The organism is Fictibacillus sp. NRS-1165 (genome assembly GCF_050468105.1).
Classification (GTDB): domain Bacteria; phylum Bacillota; class Bacilli; order Bacillales; family Fictibacillaceae; genus Fictibacillus_C; species Fictibacillus_C terrinigri.
The window spans coordinates 42,401-57,866 of sequence record NZ_JBDPNU010000005.1; the positions used below are offsets into that span (position 1 = coordinate 42,401).

Sequence of the window (15,466 nt, forward strand, 5' to 3'; positions counted from 1 at the left end):
GGAGGGAAAACTGGTATTATAGGGAGTGTACCACAACTGAATAAAAGATTTTAAGTGCTCAAAACGGAATGTGGAGAGATAATAGGGAATCCAGTGGAAAATCTGGAGCAGCCCCCGCTACTGTAAAATCAGTTGCCTTTTATTAACTGATCAAGCCAGGAGACCTGCTTAAGAATCTAGTTTCTGTAATCTTCGGAGGGAAGAGAAAGGATGTCTACGGCGATCGTTTTATTTGCTTACAAATGTATTCTTAAACCTTAACTTCTCTAGTTAAGGTTTTTTTGTATGAAGAAAAAACTGAAAGGAAGAGGTAAACAAATGAAGTATGAATGGCAGCAACTAAATATACCAGAGCTGAATGAAGGAATGGGCTCAATAGCAGAAATTTATGCAGATTCTTTGACTAAGCCTGTTGGAAGCCTTGGAAGATTAGAAGCATTAGCCATTGAATTGGCTAGAATGACAGGTGAATTGTTTCCGAATATTACCCCGCCCGGCGTTATTGTATTCGCTGCCGATCATGGCATCGCTTCAGAAGGGATTTCAGCCTATCCCCAGGAGGTAACAAGCCAAATGGTGCGAAACTTTTTAAATGGCGGAGCAGCGATTAACGTATTCAGTAAATCGATCAAGGCGGTCTTAAGAATAGTCGATATTGGTGTAGCTGCCGATTTGGAGGAAGAGGAAGGATTAGTAAAGAAAAAAATCCGATATGGAACCGCCAATTTTTATCATCAGGATGCGATGTCCCGAGAAGAGGTGCTTCAAGCCATTGATACAGGCTTTGTTGAGGCGAAGGAGCTTATCAACAAGGGAGTCAATTGTCTAATCCTTGGAGAGATGGGGATCGGCAATACCACTGCGAGCAGTGCCATTATCGTCGCTGTCACTGGGCAAAGCTTAACTGAACTGGTCGGAACAGGAACGGGCATCAACAATGAAAAAGTTCAGTACAAACAGGAACTGATAAAAAAGTCCATTGAAAAAAGGATGCCAAAAACGGAGGATCCTATTGATGTATTAATGAAACTGGGAGGGCTTGAAATTGCGGGCATGGCGGGTGCCATGCTATCTGCAGCGGCACATAGAATCCCGATTCTGGTTGATGGCTTTATATCAACGACCGCAGCATTGATTGCAACGATGATAAACAGCCGCGCCTCAGACTATATGATTATGGCTCATCGTTCGGCAGAGCTTGGACATCAGACCCTATTAAAGTTGTTAGATAAAGAGCCGCTTCTTGACCTGGGTATGAGGCTGGGAGAGGGAAGCGGGGCGGCTGTTGCTTTTCCTATTCTTCAATCAGCTGTCCTAATGCTAAAGAATATGGCCACATTCGAAACCGCTCAGATAACAAAAAGAATGAAGGAGGAGTAGATTCCATTGTTTACAAAAGATGAAAAAGAAGCCATCTATAAAGTAATCGTTAAAAGAAGGGATGTCCGGAGTTTTCTGCCTGATCCGATACCAGAGGATGCCATAAGCAGGATATTGGAAGCTGCTCATCATGCTCCTTCCGTTGGTTTCATGCAGCCGTGGAACTTTATATTGATCACATCACAGGAAATCAAGGAACGGTTAGCATGGGCCGCTGATAAAGAACGAAGGGCCCTTGCCATTCATTATGAAGATGATGATCGGTCTACAAAGTTTTTGAGCCTGAAAATAGAGGGGATCAAAGAAGCGCCTTTAAGCATTTGTGTAACAACCGATCCTTCCAGGGGCGGTTCACATGTTCTGGGGCGAAATTCAATACCTGAAACAGATATCATGTCGACCGCCTGTGCGATTCAAAACATGTGGCTGGCTTCCTGCGCCGAAGGATTAGCCATGGGGTGGGTGAGCTTTTATAAAAAAGCCGATGTGCGGGAGATATTAGAAATTCCCCCTCATGTTGAACCAGTTGCTTTACTCTCGATCGGCTATACAGATGAGTATCCAAAACAACCCATTCTGGCAACGGCCCGATGGGAGAAAAAAAGGGAGATAGAAAACTTAGTTTCTTATAATAAATGGTAGAGCATCATAATTAGAAAAGGACAGGCATATGCATATTTCATAAAAAGCTTCTGTATGGACAGGAGCTTTTTCCTATCGAACGATTGGATGGCAAGGAAAACGGGGAAGTAAAACTATAGACGATGAATATGTAAAAATCGTGGAAAGGATCGTTTTATGAGTGAATACTGGGCTGAGAAGGCATTGATCAAATTCGAATCTCAGTTTGATCAAAACAACTCATACAACATAAAAAACAGCAAACGGCTTTCTGGAAAATCAAAGGTATGGAAGTACATGGACTTTGCAAAGTTTGTCAGCATGCTTTATCAAAAATCCTTATTCTTTCCTAAACCTTCACTGTTCGTGGATAACCATGAAGGCAGCTATTCTGCGCTGGATGTAAATAATATTTTGAATGATCCTTTGTCCTACCTTACTATACCTGTAAATGATAAGTTATCAAAAGAGGAGAAGCGAAGACAGCTTCATGAATACATCAAGCAGATGCATGACTATGTCGGTGTGAACTGCTGGCACTTGAACGAAGAAGAATCAGCGGCGATGTGGAACCTGTACTTAAAATCGGATGAGGGCATCGCTATCTGCTCCACCTTAGAAAAATTGTACACGAGCATATCGGATAAGAGGTTTCATACGTATATCGGACAAGTTCAGTACATCAATTTCAACTCTGAGATGGCCAGTCTGAATCCCTATGAAACACTATTCTACAAACGCCGTTCCTTCAGTCATGAAAACGAGATACGTCTGCTGGCATTTGATAACCCCAATAACCGCATTTTTGACCATAAAGACGGAGCATATGTCCAAAGTAATTTGAACACATTAATTGATGAAGTGTATGTTTCGCCAACAAGTCCTGAATGGCTCAGGGAAGTCGTTCAATCCGTCCTGGAAAAATACAGGCTTCCGTTTAAGCCTGTCATTAAATCGTCGTTATATGAAGGCCCCTTCTATTAAAATTTCGACAGCGGCCGTACCGGCTGCTTTTTCTTTATCTGCTCATAAAATGATTGCACATCTCATAATTCATTGTCATAATATATATGAGCATATATTCATATAAGGGGGAGTAGAGCTATGGGACACTCTCATGATCACAGCCACCACCATCACTGGAGCGGCAATAAAAAAGCCTTAAAGCGCGCGTTTCTGATTATTACCATTTTTATGGTCGTTGAAGTGATTGGCGGATTTATGACCAATAGTCTGGCATTATTGTCAGATGCGGGTCATATGCTGAGCGATTCGGCCGCTCTGGGATTAAGCCTTTTAGCGATGACATACGGGCAGAAGGCATCTTCCCATTCTAAAACGTTTGGTTACAAGCGTTTTGAGATTTTGGCTGCATTTATTAATGGCATTGCTTTGATTGCTATCGCTGTTTATATCTTTTGGGAAGCATACCATCGCATATTAAACCCGGTCAGTATTGTAAGTTCAGGCATGCTGGCTGTGTCGGTCATCGGTCTTGTTGTCAATATCATCGCAGCATTTATTTTGATGAGCGGTGATAAGGACGAAAACATTAATGTAAGAAGTGCGTTTCTTCACGTGCTCGGGGACCTGCTCGGATCAGTCGGAGCGATTATCGCGGCGCTTCTCATTATGTTTTTCGGATGGGGATGGGCGGATCCTGCTGCAAGTGTGATCGTAGCTTTACTCGTTTTGATCAGTGGCTGGCGTGTTACGAAGGAGTCGATCCACATTTTAATGGAGGGGACTCCAGCCAATATCAGCATTGATAAAGTGAAGCAAACTCTGTTAACGATTCAGGAAGTAAAAGAGGTCAATGATTTGCATGTCTGGTCCATTACTTCAGACTTTCCAGCCTTTAGCTGCCATCTCGTGACGGATGCGGGAATCGATCAGCAGGCCCTCTTAGTCAAAGCAAACAGCCTGCTTCACGATGAATATCATATTGAACACACGACGATACAGATTGATGCAGGCGGTCATCCTTGTAAAAAAGAAAATCATTGCAACTGACAAATACAGGGTGCTGAGCGTTTCAGGCTGTTACGGCTGAAGCGCTCAGCTTTTTATTTTTTGTAAAACCAGTTCTTCATTCGCTATAATGAATACCAACTGATCTTTTTCTTAAGGGGAGGAACTATGGCAGCAGAAATTTGGCCACCCATCTACTTGTCGATCACGATTGCTGCAGCGGCATGGCTCATTGTAATGTTGGCTGGTATCGGGATGGGTAAGGCTATGGCGGGCAGACGTTTTAAAGGCAAAGTGATTCTTGAAACGGTGCTGATGCTTCCGCTCGTACTTCCTCCAACGGTTATTGGGTTTTTGCTTATCGTTATTTTTGGGAAGAGGAGCCCGGTGGGGCAGTTTATTGAAGCGGTATTTCATCAGCCTATTATTTTTACATGGTGGGCGGCCGTTCTTGCCTCAAGTGTGGTGGCATTTCCCCTAATGTATCAATCCGCAAAAACAGGTTTTGAAGCCGTTGACAATGACATTGAGGACGCAGCCAGGGTTGATGGAGGAAGCGCATGGAAGGTTTTTCTACTGATTACCATTCCTCTTTCCATCACCTCCATTGTTTCAGGAGCCATATTGAGCTTTGCACGGGCATTGGGTGAATTCGGGGCGACGTTAATGTTTGCCGGAAATATTCCCGGACAAACTCAAACGATTCCAACGGCCATCTATCTTGCCATGGATTCGGGGAACATGAGGGAGGCTTGGCTTCTCGTTCTCGCAAGCATTAGTATTTCTTTTGTCATGCTCACAGCAGCATATCGGATAAAGCGGTAATGAACAGGTGAAGGCTAACCCGCCATTTGCCTGTTTTTTTGTTCAGAAATGAAACTTTACTGAAGGCTGTCCGTATATAACGATAAACACCAGCGTCTTTAGGAAGGTTGATGACGATCAAAACGATTTTTTCAAAGATAGGCATCGGAGGAGCAGAAATCGAAGCTTTCTAGGATGGTTAAATGCTAGAAGTTCTCTTAAATGTAAACTGTAGTAGGAGGAGTTATTACGATATGTTTTTTCACCCGATGGATTTTCTGATCCTCATTGCATTTGCTATTTCGTTGTGGGCGCAGTTTAAAGTGAAAGGTAACTTTAAAAAATGGTCACAAGTAGAGGCTCATTCCGGTCGAACCGGTGCTGAGATCGCGAGGTCCATTCTGGATGACAACGGCCTGTATGATGTTCCAGTCGAACCGGTAAGCGGGACATTAACCGACCACTATGATCCTGTTTCAAAAGTGGTACGCCTCTCAGAGCCGGTTTATTATGGGGTCTCCATCGCATCGGTTTCGGTGGCTGCCCATGAGGTTGGCCATGCTGTTCAGCATCAACAGTCCTATGGTGCATTAAAGCTGAGGCACCATATGTTCCCATTGGTAAACCTGACTTCAGGTATTGCCCCATTTTTATTGCTGGGAGGATTCCTGCTTGATCAATTTTCATTGATCGGTATCGGGATCGTGCTGTTCTCGTTCGCTGTCTTCTTTCAGCTCGTTACGCTTCCGGTAGAATTTAATGCTAGTTCGCGGGCCAAACAGTATCTTGTGGCTGAGGGATTTATCCGCAATGAAGAAGAGCGGGGCGTGAACAAGGTGCTAAACGCCGCCGCATTAACGTATGTAGCGGCCGCACTGATTTCTCTCCTGGAACTTTTGAAGTTCATTATGATTTTCTTTCAGGGAGAGCGGGAGGAATAAACTGATCATCGTAAAAAGATGTTTCTCTTGATGAGAAACATCTTTTTTGATCTCCACTATACATAACGGTAAAACATGAATTAATAGACTCCGCCGTAGCCTCCTCCAAATCCGCCGCCAAAGCCCCCATAACCTCCAAAGCCTGTACATGCGCATCCAACGATGATCAAAAGAATAAACAATACGACAATTAAAGCAAAAACTCCGCCGCCGCCAAAAAAACTCATAGTTTACACCTCCTCAGCTTAGAATATGATGGCTTGACTCAATTGGCTTAGGCAGGCTGTGAAATGTGTTGGTGTCTTTAAATGATAGTTTACATATAGTTTTACAACCATTTTGGTAACCATCCTCGTCCAGAAGAATAAACTGGCTATATACCACTCAAGGAGGATCTATACTTGTACGAAAACATGAGCAATCTTCAGCCAAACTACCCTATGTCGAAAGATAATCAACCGCATCACGCAAGCCCAGGCCACAAAGAGAACTTGATGCACCTCTGCAAACAGTATGCAGGAGCCAACTGTGAGATCGAGATGGCAGACGGCAGGATTTATCAAGGAAAGATTCATGGCCATGATAATGACAACCTGTATCTCATCATGCCTATGCAGCACAGAGATGAAGCATCTGAGCGTTTTTTCCCTGGTTTTGGTTTTGGCTTCAATCCGTTCTTTGTAGGGCCATTTTTCCCGGGCTTCGGTCTGTTCGGATTTCCTTTCTTTGGTTTCAGGCGTTTTAGACGTTTTTGGTGGTAATTTAGTTGTTCGGCCATAAAAAAATAGAACCGCAGATTTCTTGGTCTGCGGTTCTATTTTTTTTATGATTTATTTTCAGCCATGAACGCTTCGATTTCTTCGACGCTGCGTATGATGTCTTTGGACAGATTTTCATAACCGTTTTCCGTTACTAGAATGTCATCTTCAATTCGGATGCCGATTCCCTCTTCTTCAATATAGAGCCCAGGTTCGATCGTAAGAACCATGCCTGGCTCCAATACGCGGTCCTTATAAGAACCAACGTCATGTGTGTCTAGGCCAAGGAAGTGACTGACGCCATGGTAATAATAATTGGAGAGCTCCGCTTCCTTCTTAATTAGGCCGAGCTGAATGCACTCTTCTGCGAGAATGGATTTCGTACGTTCATTTAATTCTGCAAATTTAAGACCGGGCTTAATGAGGGAAGTCGTTTCTTTCAGCGCTTTCAGCACGATGTTATAAAATTCTTTTTGACGGCTGCTGAATTTGCCGTCAGCAGGAAATGTAAAGCTGATATCAGCGTTGTAATAATCTTTTTGGGCACCCAGGTCCAGCAATACAAGATTCCCTTCATTAATCATGGAATCATTTTCTTCGTAATGAAGAACGGTAGCATTTTTTCCACTCGCCAAAATGGTATGGAAGGCAAAGTCTTTAACGCCTGATGATTTGAGGACAAAATCAAAATGAGCTTCCAGTTCATTCTCCAGCAGACCGGATTTGGCATGCCTCAACACATTGTAGATACCCTCCTTCGTGATGTTGATCGCTTCCTTGATCTTCTGAACCTCTTCATCTGTTTTAATCACCCGCATTTCGGTAATCAAAGGGTATGCATTTTCAATGGTAAGATGAGGGTAATGATCTTGGATATGTTTTGCAAAGGAAAAGGCTTTCGCTGCGCCTTCAGACCATTCCCTCCGCTCTAAATCCAGGTATATACTCTTTATGGATTCGGCAAAAAATGTTCGGGACAGTGAGGATTCAAAGTTTTCCAGATAGGAAATGCTTTTAATCCCAGACCGGTTCTTGGCTTCATCCTGCGTCAGTATGGCACCAACCCATTTCTCCATCACAGGATCCGCTTTTTCGATGAAAAGTGTCTCATCCAAGGAAGATTCTGTTTTTTTCATAACGAGGATAATGTTCGGACGGTTGATCCCTGTTAAATAATAAAAATTGCGGTTCGGTGTGAAGGGATAGCGTTCATCGGCAGATTTGTAAGGGGCCTGGCCTGCAAAAAGAATAAGGGTTGATTCAGCAGGGAGCTGTTTTGCTAGTTTTTTTCTGTTTTGTGTGAAAAATGATGCATCCATGATAATCCTCCTCAATGATTGATTAAAATTAAACAGACTACATGGTTTATTTTCATTGTATTTTTTATGGAATTTTTCGTCAATTAAATATGTTTATTTAGACGAAACGGTTTAAAGGTATTCATTCAAAGAGGAATAAAGAACGATCCATGATTTTAAGAAAGTAAAAAAGACAGCGGCCTCTTTAGGCCACTGTCTTTCGTCTAAACTGAACTTTTTGCATAGGCTTCAAGTTTGCGGTAGCTTGCTTCTTCATGAGTAAATTCTTCTTCCTGTTCAAAGATGAATGCTTCAGGAGAACTGAAATCGAACTCAACCGTTCCAGAGAACACGTAGGTCGCGTTTCCTTTGAGCATGACAGAATAGCCCCCGTTGTCCTTCAGCTCATTCACTTTACAGCGCACCATGCCTCCGTTGTTTAAAACCGTTACTTCTTTTTCAGGATGATTGATGCCAAGGCGGCACGTAATCAGGCTGGCAGCGGACATGGCCGTGCCGCAGGAGTTTGTGATTCCGACACCGCGTTCATACGTCTGTACAAAAATTTTCGAATCACCCAAATCTTTGACAAAGCTTACATTGACGCCTTTAGGAAACACACTTTTTAGTTCATTCGCCCGTTTGCCGATCTCAGCTACTTGTTCTTCTTGAATCTCATCAACAAGGGTAATGATATGCGGGTTCGGCATACTTACGGCGGTGAAGGCGAGTTCTGTAGATAGTTCAGGTATTACCGTATTTTCCAGGGTCTTCTGATCATGAATGAGCGGCAGCGTTTGAACATCAAATGAGACAGGTCCGATCAGTACTTCAAAGGTTTGAATATCGCCGAAAATATTTTCAGTTTTCTGCACATCTAGATTGGCTTTTAACGTCTCAACGATCGCGTGGTCTCTTCCGAGCAATTCGGTAATGTATCTTCCAGCACAGCGGAGCCCGTTGCCGCACATTTCCGGCTCGGTGCCATCCGAATTAAAAATCCGGTACTTAGCATCCGCTTTCCCGCTTTTTTGGATAAACAAAATTCCATCCGCCCCAATTGAACTGCTGCGTTCGCAAAGAGCTTTCGTCAATATGGTACGCTTTTCATCATCCAGTCCATAATCGTTGCTATATTCATCGATTAAAATAAAGTCATTATAGGACCCATGTGTTTTTAGCACGTCGATTTTCAAGATTCTTCGTCCTTTCGTTCCGCTGAATTTCTTATAAGTATCATAACAAGAAACATAAAAAAATGTGAGCATCAAATAATAGAAATTATAGAGCATTACGCTTCATGCTTAGGATTCAGCGTGGTATATATAATAGTGTAAGCTAAAAAAGGGAGGGAATAAAATGAAAGAGATTCAAACTTTAGATGAATTTGAGAATGTTATTTCATCCGATAAAGATACTATTATGATTTTTACGGCGGGATGGTGTCCTGATTGTCGCAGGCTTGAAGTGTTCATCGGTGATATTATGGAGGAGCACAATGATAAAGCCTGGTATGAGATTGACCGGGATAAGTTCCCAGAACTTGCGGAAAAGTATGAAGTGATGGGGATCCCAAGCCTGCTTTTGTTTAAAAACGGAGAAAAACTTGCCCATCTTCACAGTGCGAACGCAAAGACACCAGAAGACGTACGCGCTTACCTGGAAAGTCTTCCTGTATAAAAAACAAAGTGAAGCCGCCTCGCAAGTTTGAGGCGGCTTTTTCTTGCGTCGTATGGCTCCGGTTTTTTGATTAAGCCGCTGTGCTAACGGTTTCGAGTAATCTTGTGATAGATTAGGAAACATAAATAAGTACTATTCATCAGGAAGGGATTGTGGAGAATTTGAACGAAACGATCAAAAATATTCTGTCCCACCGGTCGATTCGCCGGTTTAAAGAGGAGCCGATTCCGGAAGAAGTCATTGAGACCCTCGTCCAATGTGCGCAAGCTGCTTCCACTTCAAGCTATCAGCAGGTGTATTCCATCATTGGAGTAGAAGAACAAAGTCTTAAGGATAAACTCGCTGAACTGGCGGGCAATCAAAGTTATGTAGCTCAAAATGGCTACTTTTTCGTCTTTTGTCTGGATTATCACCGCCATCAGCTCATGGCAGAGATGACAGGCGGAAACGTTGATGCTACCATTCAGTCCAAGGAAGGCTTTATGGTGGGGATGATCGATGTGGCCCTCGCTTCCCAAAACCTTGCAGTAGCAGCGGAATCACTAGGCTTGGGCATCGTTTATATCGGAGGCATCAGAAACAATCTTCCTGAAGTTTCCGACCTGCTCCGCTGTCCTGACCATGTAGTGCCGCTATTCGGCATGGCTGTCGGCTATCCGGACGCGTCACCTGGCCTAAAGCCTCGTCTTCCCCAAGAAGCAGTCTTCCATAAAAATCAATACCTGGATGACGAGAAAGCAATGCCAGTCTTAAAAGAATTCGAGATGAAAACCGCAGAGTATTATAGGGAGCGCACAGGAGGGAAACGGAATGAAGGCTGGGCTTCTCAAATGTCCAGGGTAATGGAACAGCCAAAGCGGGCGTATATGAAAGATTTTATTGAATCAAAAGGCCTCGACAAACAGTAAGGATCCTGGTCCTCAAAATAAGTTATTTGAATTAAGAATTAAAGAACGTTATACTTGAATCAACCAGAACAATTGAATAAGTTTCCTTCGGGGTCGGGTGAAATTCCCAACCGGCGGTGATGAGGCGGTGTCCTCTTAGTCCGTGACCCGTCTATGCAGAAGCATAGACGGTGGATCTGGTGAAATTCCAGAGCCGACAGTATAGTCTGGATGGGAGAAGGAATGAAGAACGCTTATTTGGCATTGTCTAAAAACAACCGCTGAAAGGCTTATTTCGATATTACTGACTATTGATGCTATGAGTTTTTTCAGAAAGCAATAAATAGGAACCCCCGGAAGAATTTTGACTTCCGGGGGGTTTTTTGTTTCTGCCGCTCAATCAAGTTCAGCTCATTCCTTATTAACATAATCAAACAACGATACAGTTCACAGGAGGTGAATGAATGTTTACAGGAATTATTGAAGAATTAGGAACCATTGAAAGTATAAAAAAAGGCAATGAAACCATCATTCTTACGATTTCCGCATCAGCAGTTCTTAAGGATGTACAGCTTGGAGACAGTATTTCTGTAAATGGAGTATGTCTCACGGTCACCGCCTTTTCTGAAAAGAGCTTCACTGTGGACGTCATGCCGGAAACATACAGAAGCACGGGACTCAAAGGGTTATCAGTGCATGCAAAGGTGAACCTGGAGCGGGCCATGGCGTCCGGAGGCCGGTTCGGGGGGCATTTTGTCAGTGGCCATATTGATGGAACCGGAGAGATCGTCCAGAAACGGCCCGAAAAAAATGCGATTTACTACGACATAAAAGTGCCGGAGCATCTTGCGAAATACCTTTTGCTAAAGGGGTCAGTTGCTGTGGATGGAACGAGCCTCACGATCTTTGGGCTGACAGAAGACACGTTTACGATCTCCCTCATTCCGCATACCGTTTCCCATACAGTACTTGGCGCCAAAGGAAAGGGAGATTCGGTGAACATCGAGTGTGACATGCTTGGAAAATATGTAGAAAAGTTTTTAGCCGGGAAAACGGAAACGGCAAATCATAAATCAGCGATTACGATAGACTATTTAACTGAGCACGGATTCTAGGGCAAAGGAGGGTTTTATATGTTTCACAGCATAGAAGAGGCCATACAGGATTTAATACTGGGTAAACCAGTGATCGTGGTAGATGATGAGGACAGAGAGAATGAAGGTGACTTTGTAGCCATTGCAGAGAACGTCACACCTGAAACGGTAAACTTTATGGCCAGACATGGAAGAGGGCTGATTTGTGCACCTATTGATGAGCAGATTGCTGCTAAGCTGGAGCTCTCTCCAATGGTAAGCCATAACACAGACCCTCATGGAACAGCCTTTACAATCAGCATTGACCACAAAAGCACGACGACCGGTATCTCCGCCCTTGAACGAGCCGTCACCATTCAGAAGTTGGTGGACGATGAAGCGAAGGGTGCTGACTTTAAGCGCCCAGGCCACATCTTTCCGCTGATTGCTAAAAAAGGCGGAGTTCTTCAGCGGGCGGGCCATACAGAAGCCGCCGTGGATCTTGCCGTTCTCGCAGGTGCAAAACCTGCAGGGATGATCTGCGAAATCATGAATGAAGATGGAAGCATGGCCAGAGTTCCGGAGCTTCAGGCGATTGCTCAGGAGCATGATCTGAAGTTTATTACCATTAAGGATTTGATTCAATACAGAAACCGTAAAGAAAAATTGGTGAACAAGGAAGTTGAAATTAAGCTTCCGACCGAGTATGGAGAGTTTAGAGCCATCGGTTTTACTAATCTGATCGATGACAAGGAACATGTAGCGCTCGTCAAAGGGACGATTGATCCCAGCCAGCCGGTTCTTGTCAGAGTTCATTCGGAGTGTCTGACCGGAGATGTTTTTGGCTCCCGCCGCTGCGACTGCGGACCACAGCTGCATGCTGCCCTTCATCAGATTCAAGAGGCGGATGCAGGGGTTCTGCTCTACATGAGGCAGGAGGGCAGAGGCATTGGGCTATTAAATAAAATGAAGGCCTACAAACTGCAGGAAGAAGGCTATGATACGGTAGAAGCCAACAAAAAGCTTGGTTTCGCACCCGATCTTAGGAACTATGGGATCGGAGCACAAATCCTCAAGGAGCTTGGGATTAAGAAGATGCGTTTGCTGACGAACAATCCGCGCAAGATTACTGGATTGAAGGGCTATGATCTGGAAGTGGTTGAACGCGTAGCCATTCAGATGCCATCCAACAAAGACAATGAAAAGTATTTAAAAACAAAACAAACGAAACTAGGGCACTTGCTGCAGTTTTAAACACAGGAGGAATTAGGGAAATGGCAAAAATATTTGAGGGAAATTTAGTTGGATCAGGATTAAAGGTCGGAATTGTAGTAGGGCGATTTAATGAGTTTATAACCGGAAAACTGTTGAGCGGTGCGCAGGATGCATTGAAGCGCCACGGTGTAGAGGAAGAAAACGTAGACATCGCATGGGTGCCGGGAGCCTTTGAAATCCCTTTGATCGCAAAGAAGATGGCAGATGCGGGCAAGTATGATGCTGTCATCACGCTTGGAACCGTCATTCGGGGGTCAACACCGCATTTTGACTATGTCTGCAACGAAGCCGCAAAAGGAGTTTCCGCTGCTTCTCTTCAATCGGGCGTGCCTGTTATTTTTGGTGTCCTAACGACCGATTCCATCGAGCAGGCGATTGAGCGTGCAGGCACAAAAGCCGGAAACAAAGGCTGGGAAGCTGCTGCTGCCGCGATTGAAATGGCTAACCTTAACCGTCAGTTTGATTTTTAAGAAAAAACAAATCCGCATAATCCGTGAAAAAATCAGTGTTATGCGGATAAAGAAAATATGAAGAAACAAATCCGTATAACACGCAAAAATCTGCGTTATACGGATTTTTTCTTATTGACACTATAATTGGAATAGTGTTAATATTAGCAAAGTCGAAACCAATACCAATTTTTAGAAAGGATGGTTGTGTCATGAAAAAGTCAGTGAAAGTCTATGATGTACGTCATATCGCTGTTTACAATTTCATACCGCGGCCGGCCATCCAGACATGAAACAACGTTAGTCATTGATTTTTTTGTTATCTACAGGCACCGGTCACTATCTTCCTTTGTGAGGTGTCTTCTATTTTCCAAGCATATCGCCACAGGGGCGGTATGCTTTTTTGTTGTCTGGCGCCAGCGCTTTCTTTTCAATTGGGTTTTACAAATTTGTTCACATAAAGGGGTAATGCACGATGTATGTATTTTCTATGGTCAAGTTGGATTGTGGAGGTCATCTCGAATCGGGGTAGCCCATTTGTCAGCTGTTAAATGAGGGGAAAGGGGAGAAATTATGTTTTCGGTATTAAGCAAATTAGGCTGGTTTTTTAAACAGCATTGGAAACGATATACCATTTCAGTTCTGTTATTAATTGTTGTTGGCATCCTGGAAGTCATTCCGCCGAAGATCGTAGGGAACGCGATTGATGCAATCAATCTTGGGAAACTGACAAAGGAATCGCTTGTACACACCATTTCATTTTATTCAGGACTGCTGACAGTGACGTATATTCTGACGTATTTCATGATGTATCAATTGTTTGGAGGTGCATTTGTTGTTGAGCGGATCCTTCGTTCGAAATTCATGCGCCACCTTTTGAAGATGACACCAACGTTTTATGAAAAGAACCGGACAGGAGATTTGATGGCGAGAGCTACGAATGACCTTAAGGCGATCTCCATGACGGCGGGGTTTGGAATACTAACACTCGTTGATTCCAGCGTATTCATGCTGGTCATCCTTCTTACGATGGGCCTCCTTATCAGCTGGAAATTGACGCTGGCAGCTGTATTGCCGCTTCCTCTGATGGCCATTGCCATGAACCGCTACGGGAAAAAAGTTCATGAGCGATTTATGAAAGCGCAGGATGCATTCGGTGATATGAACGACCAGGTCCTTGAAAGTATTTCAGGAGTCAGGGTTATTCGCGCTTACGTTAAAGAACGTGAAGACATCGAGCGCTTCAATAACCTGACTGAAGACGTGTACGATAAAAATATTTCCGTTGCAAAAATCGATGCCCTGTTTGAACCTACCATCAAAGTTCTTGTCGGGATCAGCTATTTGATCGGGCTGGGTTACGGAGCATACCTCGTATTTCATAACAGCATCACGTTAGGGCAGCTCGTTTCTTTTAACGTGTATCTTGGGATGCTTATCTGGCCGATGTTCGCAGTCGGGGAATTGATCAACATCATGCAGCGGGGAAATGCTTCACTCGACAGGGTGAACGAGACTCTTGCTTACGAACCGGATGTGAAGGATGAAGATGATCTAATTCAGTTAAAAGAATCTGGGGAAATTGCATTTCACGATGTGACCTTCCGTTATCCATCTTCAGAGGTTGATAATCTCAATTCTGTAAACGTACGTGTCAAAAAAGGCCAGACGCTGGGAATCGTAGGCAGGACGGGAAGCGGAAAAACGACGTTCCTGAAGCAGCTGTTAAGGGAGTACCCTTTAGGTGATGGTGAAATCCAGATCTCTGGCATTGACCTCCATCATCTGGCGATTGAACATATTCAGGGCTGGATTGGCTATGTGCCGCAGGATGCTACTCTTTTCTCCAAGACGGTAAGAGAAAACATCATGTTCGGAAAAAGCAGCGGAACAGAGGATGAATTGAAACACGTTCTTCGGATGGCCGCCTTTGACCGTGATGTAAAGTACTTGCCCGAAGGGTTGAACACACTTGTCGGGGAAAAAGGAGTGGCATTATCGGGCGGTCAGAAGCAGCGTGTGTCCATCGCCAGAGCATTATTTATAAATCCTGAAATCCTCATGCTTGATGATGCACTATCCGCTGTGGATGCCAAGACGGAAGCAGCCATTATCGCGAACATTCGAAGGGAACGGGCAGGGAAGACCACCTTGATTACGACGCACCGGTTATCTGCAGTGGAACACGCGGACTGGATTATCGTTATGGATGAAGGAAGAATCATTGAAGAAGGCACCCATGCACAGCTCATTTCATCAGGCGGCTGGTATGGTGAACAGTATGAACGGCAAAAAGTCGAAGAAAGCCTCGATGAAAAGGCGGTGTAAG

Annotated in this window: 16 protein-coding genes and 2 riboswitches; of the genes, 13 read left to right on the top strand and 3 right to left on the bottom strand. The window is 44.0% G+C overall.

Annotation, left to right across the window (positions count from 1 at the left end; all coding sequences use genetic code 11):
* The first annotated feature begins 35 nt into the window (after positions 1-35).
* A riboswitch (cobalamin riboswitch) is annotated at positions 36-186 on the top strand.
* A 132-nt stretch (positions 187-318) separates the two neighbouring features.
* The 6 genes from cobT to ABHN01_RS02415 all read left to right on the top strand — a co-directional run bounded on the left by cobT (position 319) and on the right by ABHN01_RS02415 (position 5,717).
* Positions 319-1,380, top strand: a complete 1,062-nt coding sequence (gene cobT, locus ABHN01_RS02390; protein ID WP_429874226.1) for a nicotinate-nucleotide--dimethylbenzimidazole phosphoribosyltransferase — start codon at positions 319-321, stop codon at positions 1,378-1,380.
* Between the two features lie 6 nt (positions 1,381-1,386).
* On the top strand, positions 1,387-2,022 hold the full coding sequence (gene bluB, locus ABHN01_RS02395; RefSeq protein WP_429874227.1) for a 5,6-dimethylbenzimidazole synthase: 636 nt from the start codon (positions 1,387-1,389) through the stop codon (positions 2,020-2,022).
* 156 nt (positions 2,023-2,178) lie between these two features.
* Entirely contained in the window at positions 2,179-2,985 is an 807-nt protein-coding gene (locus ABHN01_RS02400) for a hypothetical protein (RefSeq protein ID WP_290401887.1), read from the top strand.
* 120 nt (positions 2,986-3,105) lie between these two features.
* Entirely contained in the window at positions 3,106-4,014 is a 909-nt protein-coding gene (locus tag ABHN01_RS02405) for a cation diffusion facilitator family transporter (RefSeq protein WP_429874228.1), read from the top strand.
* Positions 4,015-4,140: 126 nt separating this feature from the next.
* Entirely contained in the window at positions 4,141-4,797 is a 657-nt protein-coding gene (modB, locus tag ABHN01_RS02410) for a molybdate ABC transporter permease subunit (RefSeq protein WP_429874229.1), read from the top strand.
* A gap of 248 nt (positions 4,798-5,045) precedes the next feature.
* The gene (locus tag ABHN01_RS02415; protein ID WP_429874260.1) at positions 5,046-5,717 is read left to right on the top strand and encodes a zinc metallopeptidase; all 672 of its coding nucleotides are present in this window, start codon (positions 5,046-5,048) and stop codon (positions 5,715-5,717) included.
* 80 nt (positions 5,718-5,797) lie between these two features.
* Here ABHN01_RS02415 and ABHN01_RS02420 read toward each other — a convergent pair whose 3' ends face one another.
* Entirely contained in the window at positions 5,798-5,944 is a 147-nt protein-coding gene (locus tag ABHN01_RS02420; protein WP_429874230.1) for a YjcZ family sporulation protein, read from the bottom strand.
* A gap of 174 nt (positions 5,945-6,118) precedes the next feature.
* Here ABHN01_RS02420 and ABHN01_RS02425 point away from each other — a divergent pair, with 174 nt between their 5' ends.
* Positions 6,119-6,478, top strand: a complete 360-nt coding sequence (locus tag ABHN01_RS02425) for a hypothetical protein (RefSeq protein WP_429874231.1) — start codon at positions 6,119-6,121, stop codon at positions 6,476-6,478.
* Between the two features lie 62 nt (positions 6,479-6,540).
* On the opposite strand, the gene ABHN01_RS02430 is transcribed toward ABHN01_RS02425, so the two are convergent.
* On the bottom strand, positions 6,541-7,794 hold the full coding sequence (locus ABHN01_RS02430; RefSeq protein ID WP_429874232.1) for an aminopeptidase P family protein: 1,254 nt from the start codon (positions 7,792-7,794) through the stop codon (positions 6,541-6,543).
* 203 nt (positions 7,795-7,997) lie between these two features.
* Positions 7,998-8,969, bottom strand: a complete 972-nt coding sequence (gene dapF / locus ABHN01_RS02435; RefSeq protein ID WP_290401880.1) for a diaminopimelate epimerase — start codon at positions 8,967-8,969, stop codon at positions 7,998-8,000.
* Positions 8,970-9,132: 163 nt separating this feature from the next.
* On the opposite strand from dapF, the gene ABHN01_RS02440 reads away from it, so the two are divergent.
* The 6 genes from ABHN01_RS02440 (at position 9,133) to ABHN01_RS02465 (ending at position 15,465) form a co-directional block, all read left to right on the top strand.
* On the top strand, positions 9,133-9,453 hold the full coding sequence (locus ABHN01_RS02440) for a thioredoxin family protein (protein ID WP_429874233.1): 321 nt from the start codon (positions 9,133-9,135) through the stop codon (positions 9,451-9,453).
* Positions 9,454-9,614: 161 nt separating this feature from the next.
* Entirely contained in the window at positions 9,615-10,361 is a 747-nt protein-coding gene (gene nfsA / locus ABHN01_RS02445; RefSeq protein ID WP_429874261.1) for an oxygen-insensitive NADPH nitroreductase, read from the top strand.
* A gap of 79 nt (positions 10,362-10,440) precedes the next feature.
* A riboswitch (FMN riboswitch) is annotated at positions 10,441-10,587 on the top strand.
* A gap of 217 nt (positions 10,588-10,804) precedes the next feature.
* Positions 10,805-11,455 carry a riboflavin synthase gene (gene ribE / locus ABHN01_RS02450; protein ID WP_429874234.1) on the top strand — a complete coding sequence of 217 codons (651 nt, stop codon included), beginning with the start codon at positions 10,805-10,807 and terminating at the stop codon, positions 11,453-11,455.
* A gap of 18 nt (positions 11,456-11,473) precedes the next feature.
* Positions 11,474-12,667, top strand: a complete 1,194-nt coding sequence (locus ABHN01_RS02455; RefSeq protein WP_429874235.1) for a bifunctional 3,4-dihydroxy-2-butanone-4-phosphate synthase/GTP cyclohydrolase II — start codon at positions 11,474-11,476, stop codon at positions 12,665-12,667.
* A 20-nt stretch (positions 12,668-12,687) separates the two neighbouring features.
* The gene (gene ribH / locus ABHN01_RS02460) at positions 12,688-13,158 is read left to right on the top strand and encodes a 6,7-dimethyl-8-ribityllumazine synthase (RefSeq protein WP_290401876.1); all 471 of its coding nucleotides are present in this window, start codon (positions 12,688-12,690) and stop codon (positions 13,156-13,158) included.
* A gap of 552 nt (positions 13,159-13,710) precedes the next feature.
* A complete protein-coding gene (locus ABHN01_RS02465) occupies positions 13,711-15,465 on the top strand; it encodes an ABC transporter ATP-binding protein (protein WP_429874236.1) in 1,755 nt (584 codons plus the stop codon).
* Position 15,466 lies beyond the last annotated feature (1 nt).

Bases quoted from the DNA above. Each gene is read 5' to 3' on its own strand.
- ABHN01_RS02420 (WP_429874230.1), bottom strand. From the start codon at position 5,944: ATGAGTTTTTTTGGCGGCGGCGGAGTTTTTGCTTTAATTGTCGTATTG.
- modB (WP_429874229.1), top strand. From the start codon at position 4,141: ATGGCAGCAGAAATTTGGCCACCCATCTACTTGTCGATCACGATTGCT.
- ABHN01_RS02455 (WP_429874235.1), top strand. From the start codon at position 11,474: ATGTTTCACAGCATAGAAGAGGCCATACAGGATTTAATACTGGGTAAA.
- ABHN01_RS02465 (WP_429874236.1), top strand. From the start codon at position 13,711: ATGTTTTCGGTATTAAGCAAATTAGGCTGGTTTTTTAAACAGCATTGG.
- ABHN01_RS02430 (WP_429874232.1), bottom strand. From the start codon at position 7,794: ATGGATGCATCATTTTTCACACAAAACAGAAAAAAACTAGCAAAACAG.
- ribH (WP_290401876.1), top strand. From the start codon at position 12,688: ATGGCAAAAATATTTGAGGGAAATTTAGTTGGATCAGGATTAAAGGTC.
- cobT (WP_429874226.1), top strand. From the start codon at position 319: ATGAAGTATGAATGGCAGCAACTAAATATACCAGAGCTGAATGAAGGA.
- ABHN01_RS02415 (WP_429874260.1), top strand. From the start codon at position 5,046: ATGGATTTTCTGATCCTCATTGCATTTGCTATTTCGTTGTGGGCGCAG.
- ABHN01_RS02440 (WP_429874233.1), top strand. From the start codon at position 9,133: ATGAAAGAGATTCAAACTTTAGATGAATTTGAGAATGTTATTTCATCC.
- ABHN01_RS02400 (WP_290401887.1), top strand. From the start codon at position 2,179: ATGAGTGAATACTGGGCTGAGAAGGCATTGATCAAATTCGAATCTCAG.
- ribE (WP_429874234.1), top strand. From the start codon at position 10,805: ATGTTTACAGGAATTATTGAAGAATTAGGAACCATTGAAAGTATAAAA.
- ABHN01_RS02405 (WP_429874228.1), top strand. From the start codon at position 3,106: ATGGGACACTCTCATGATCACAGCCACCACCATCACTGGAGCGGCAAT.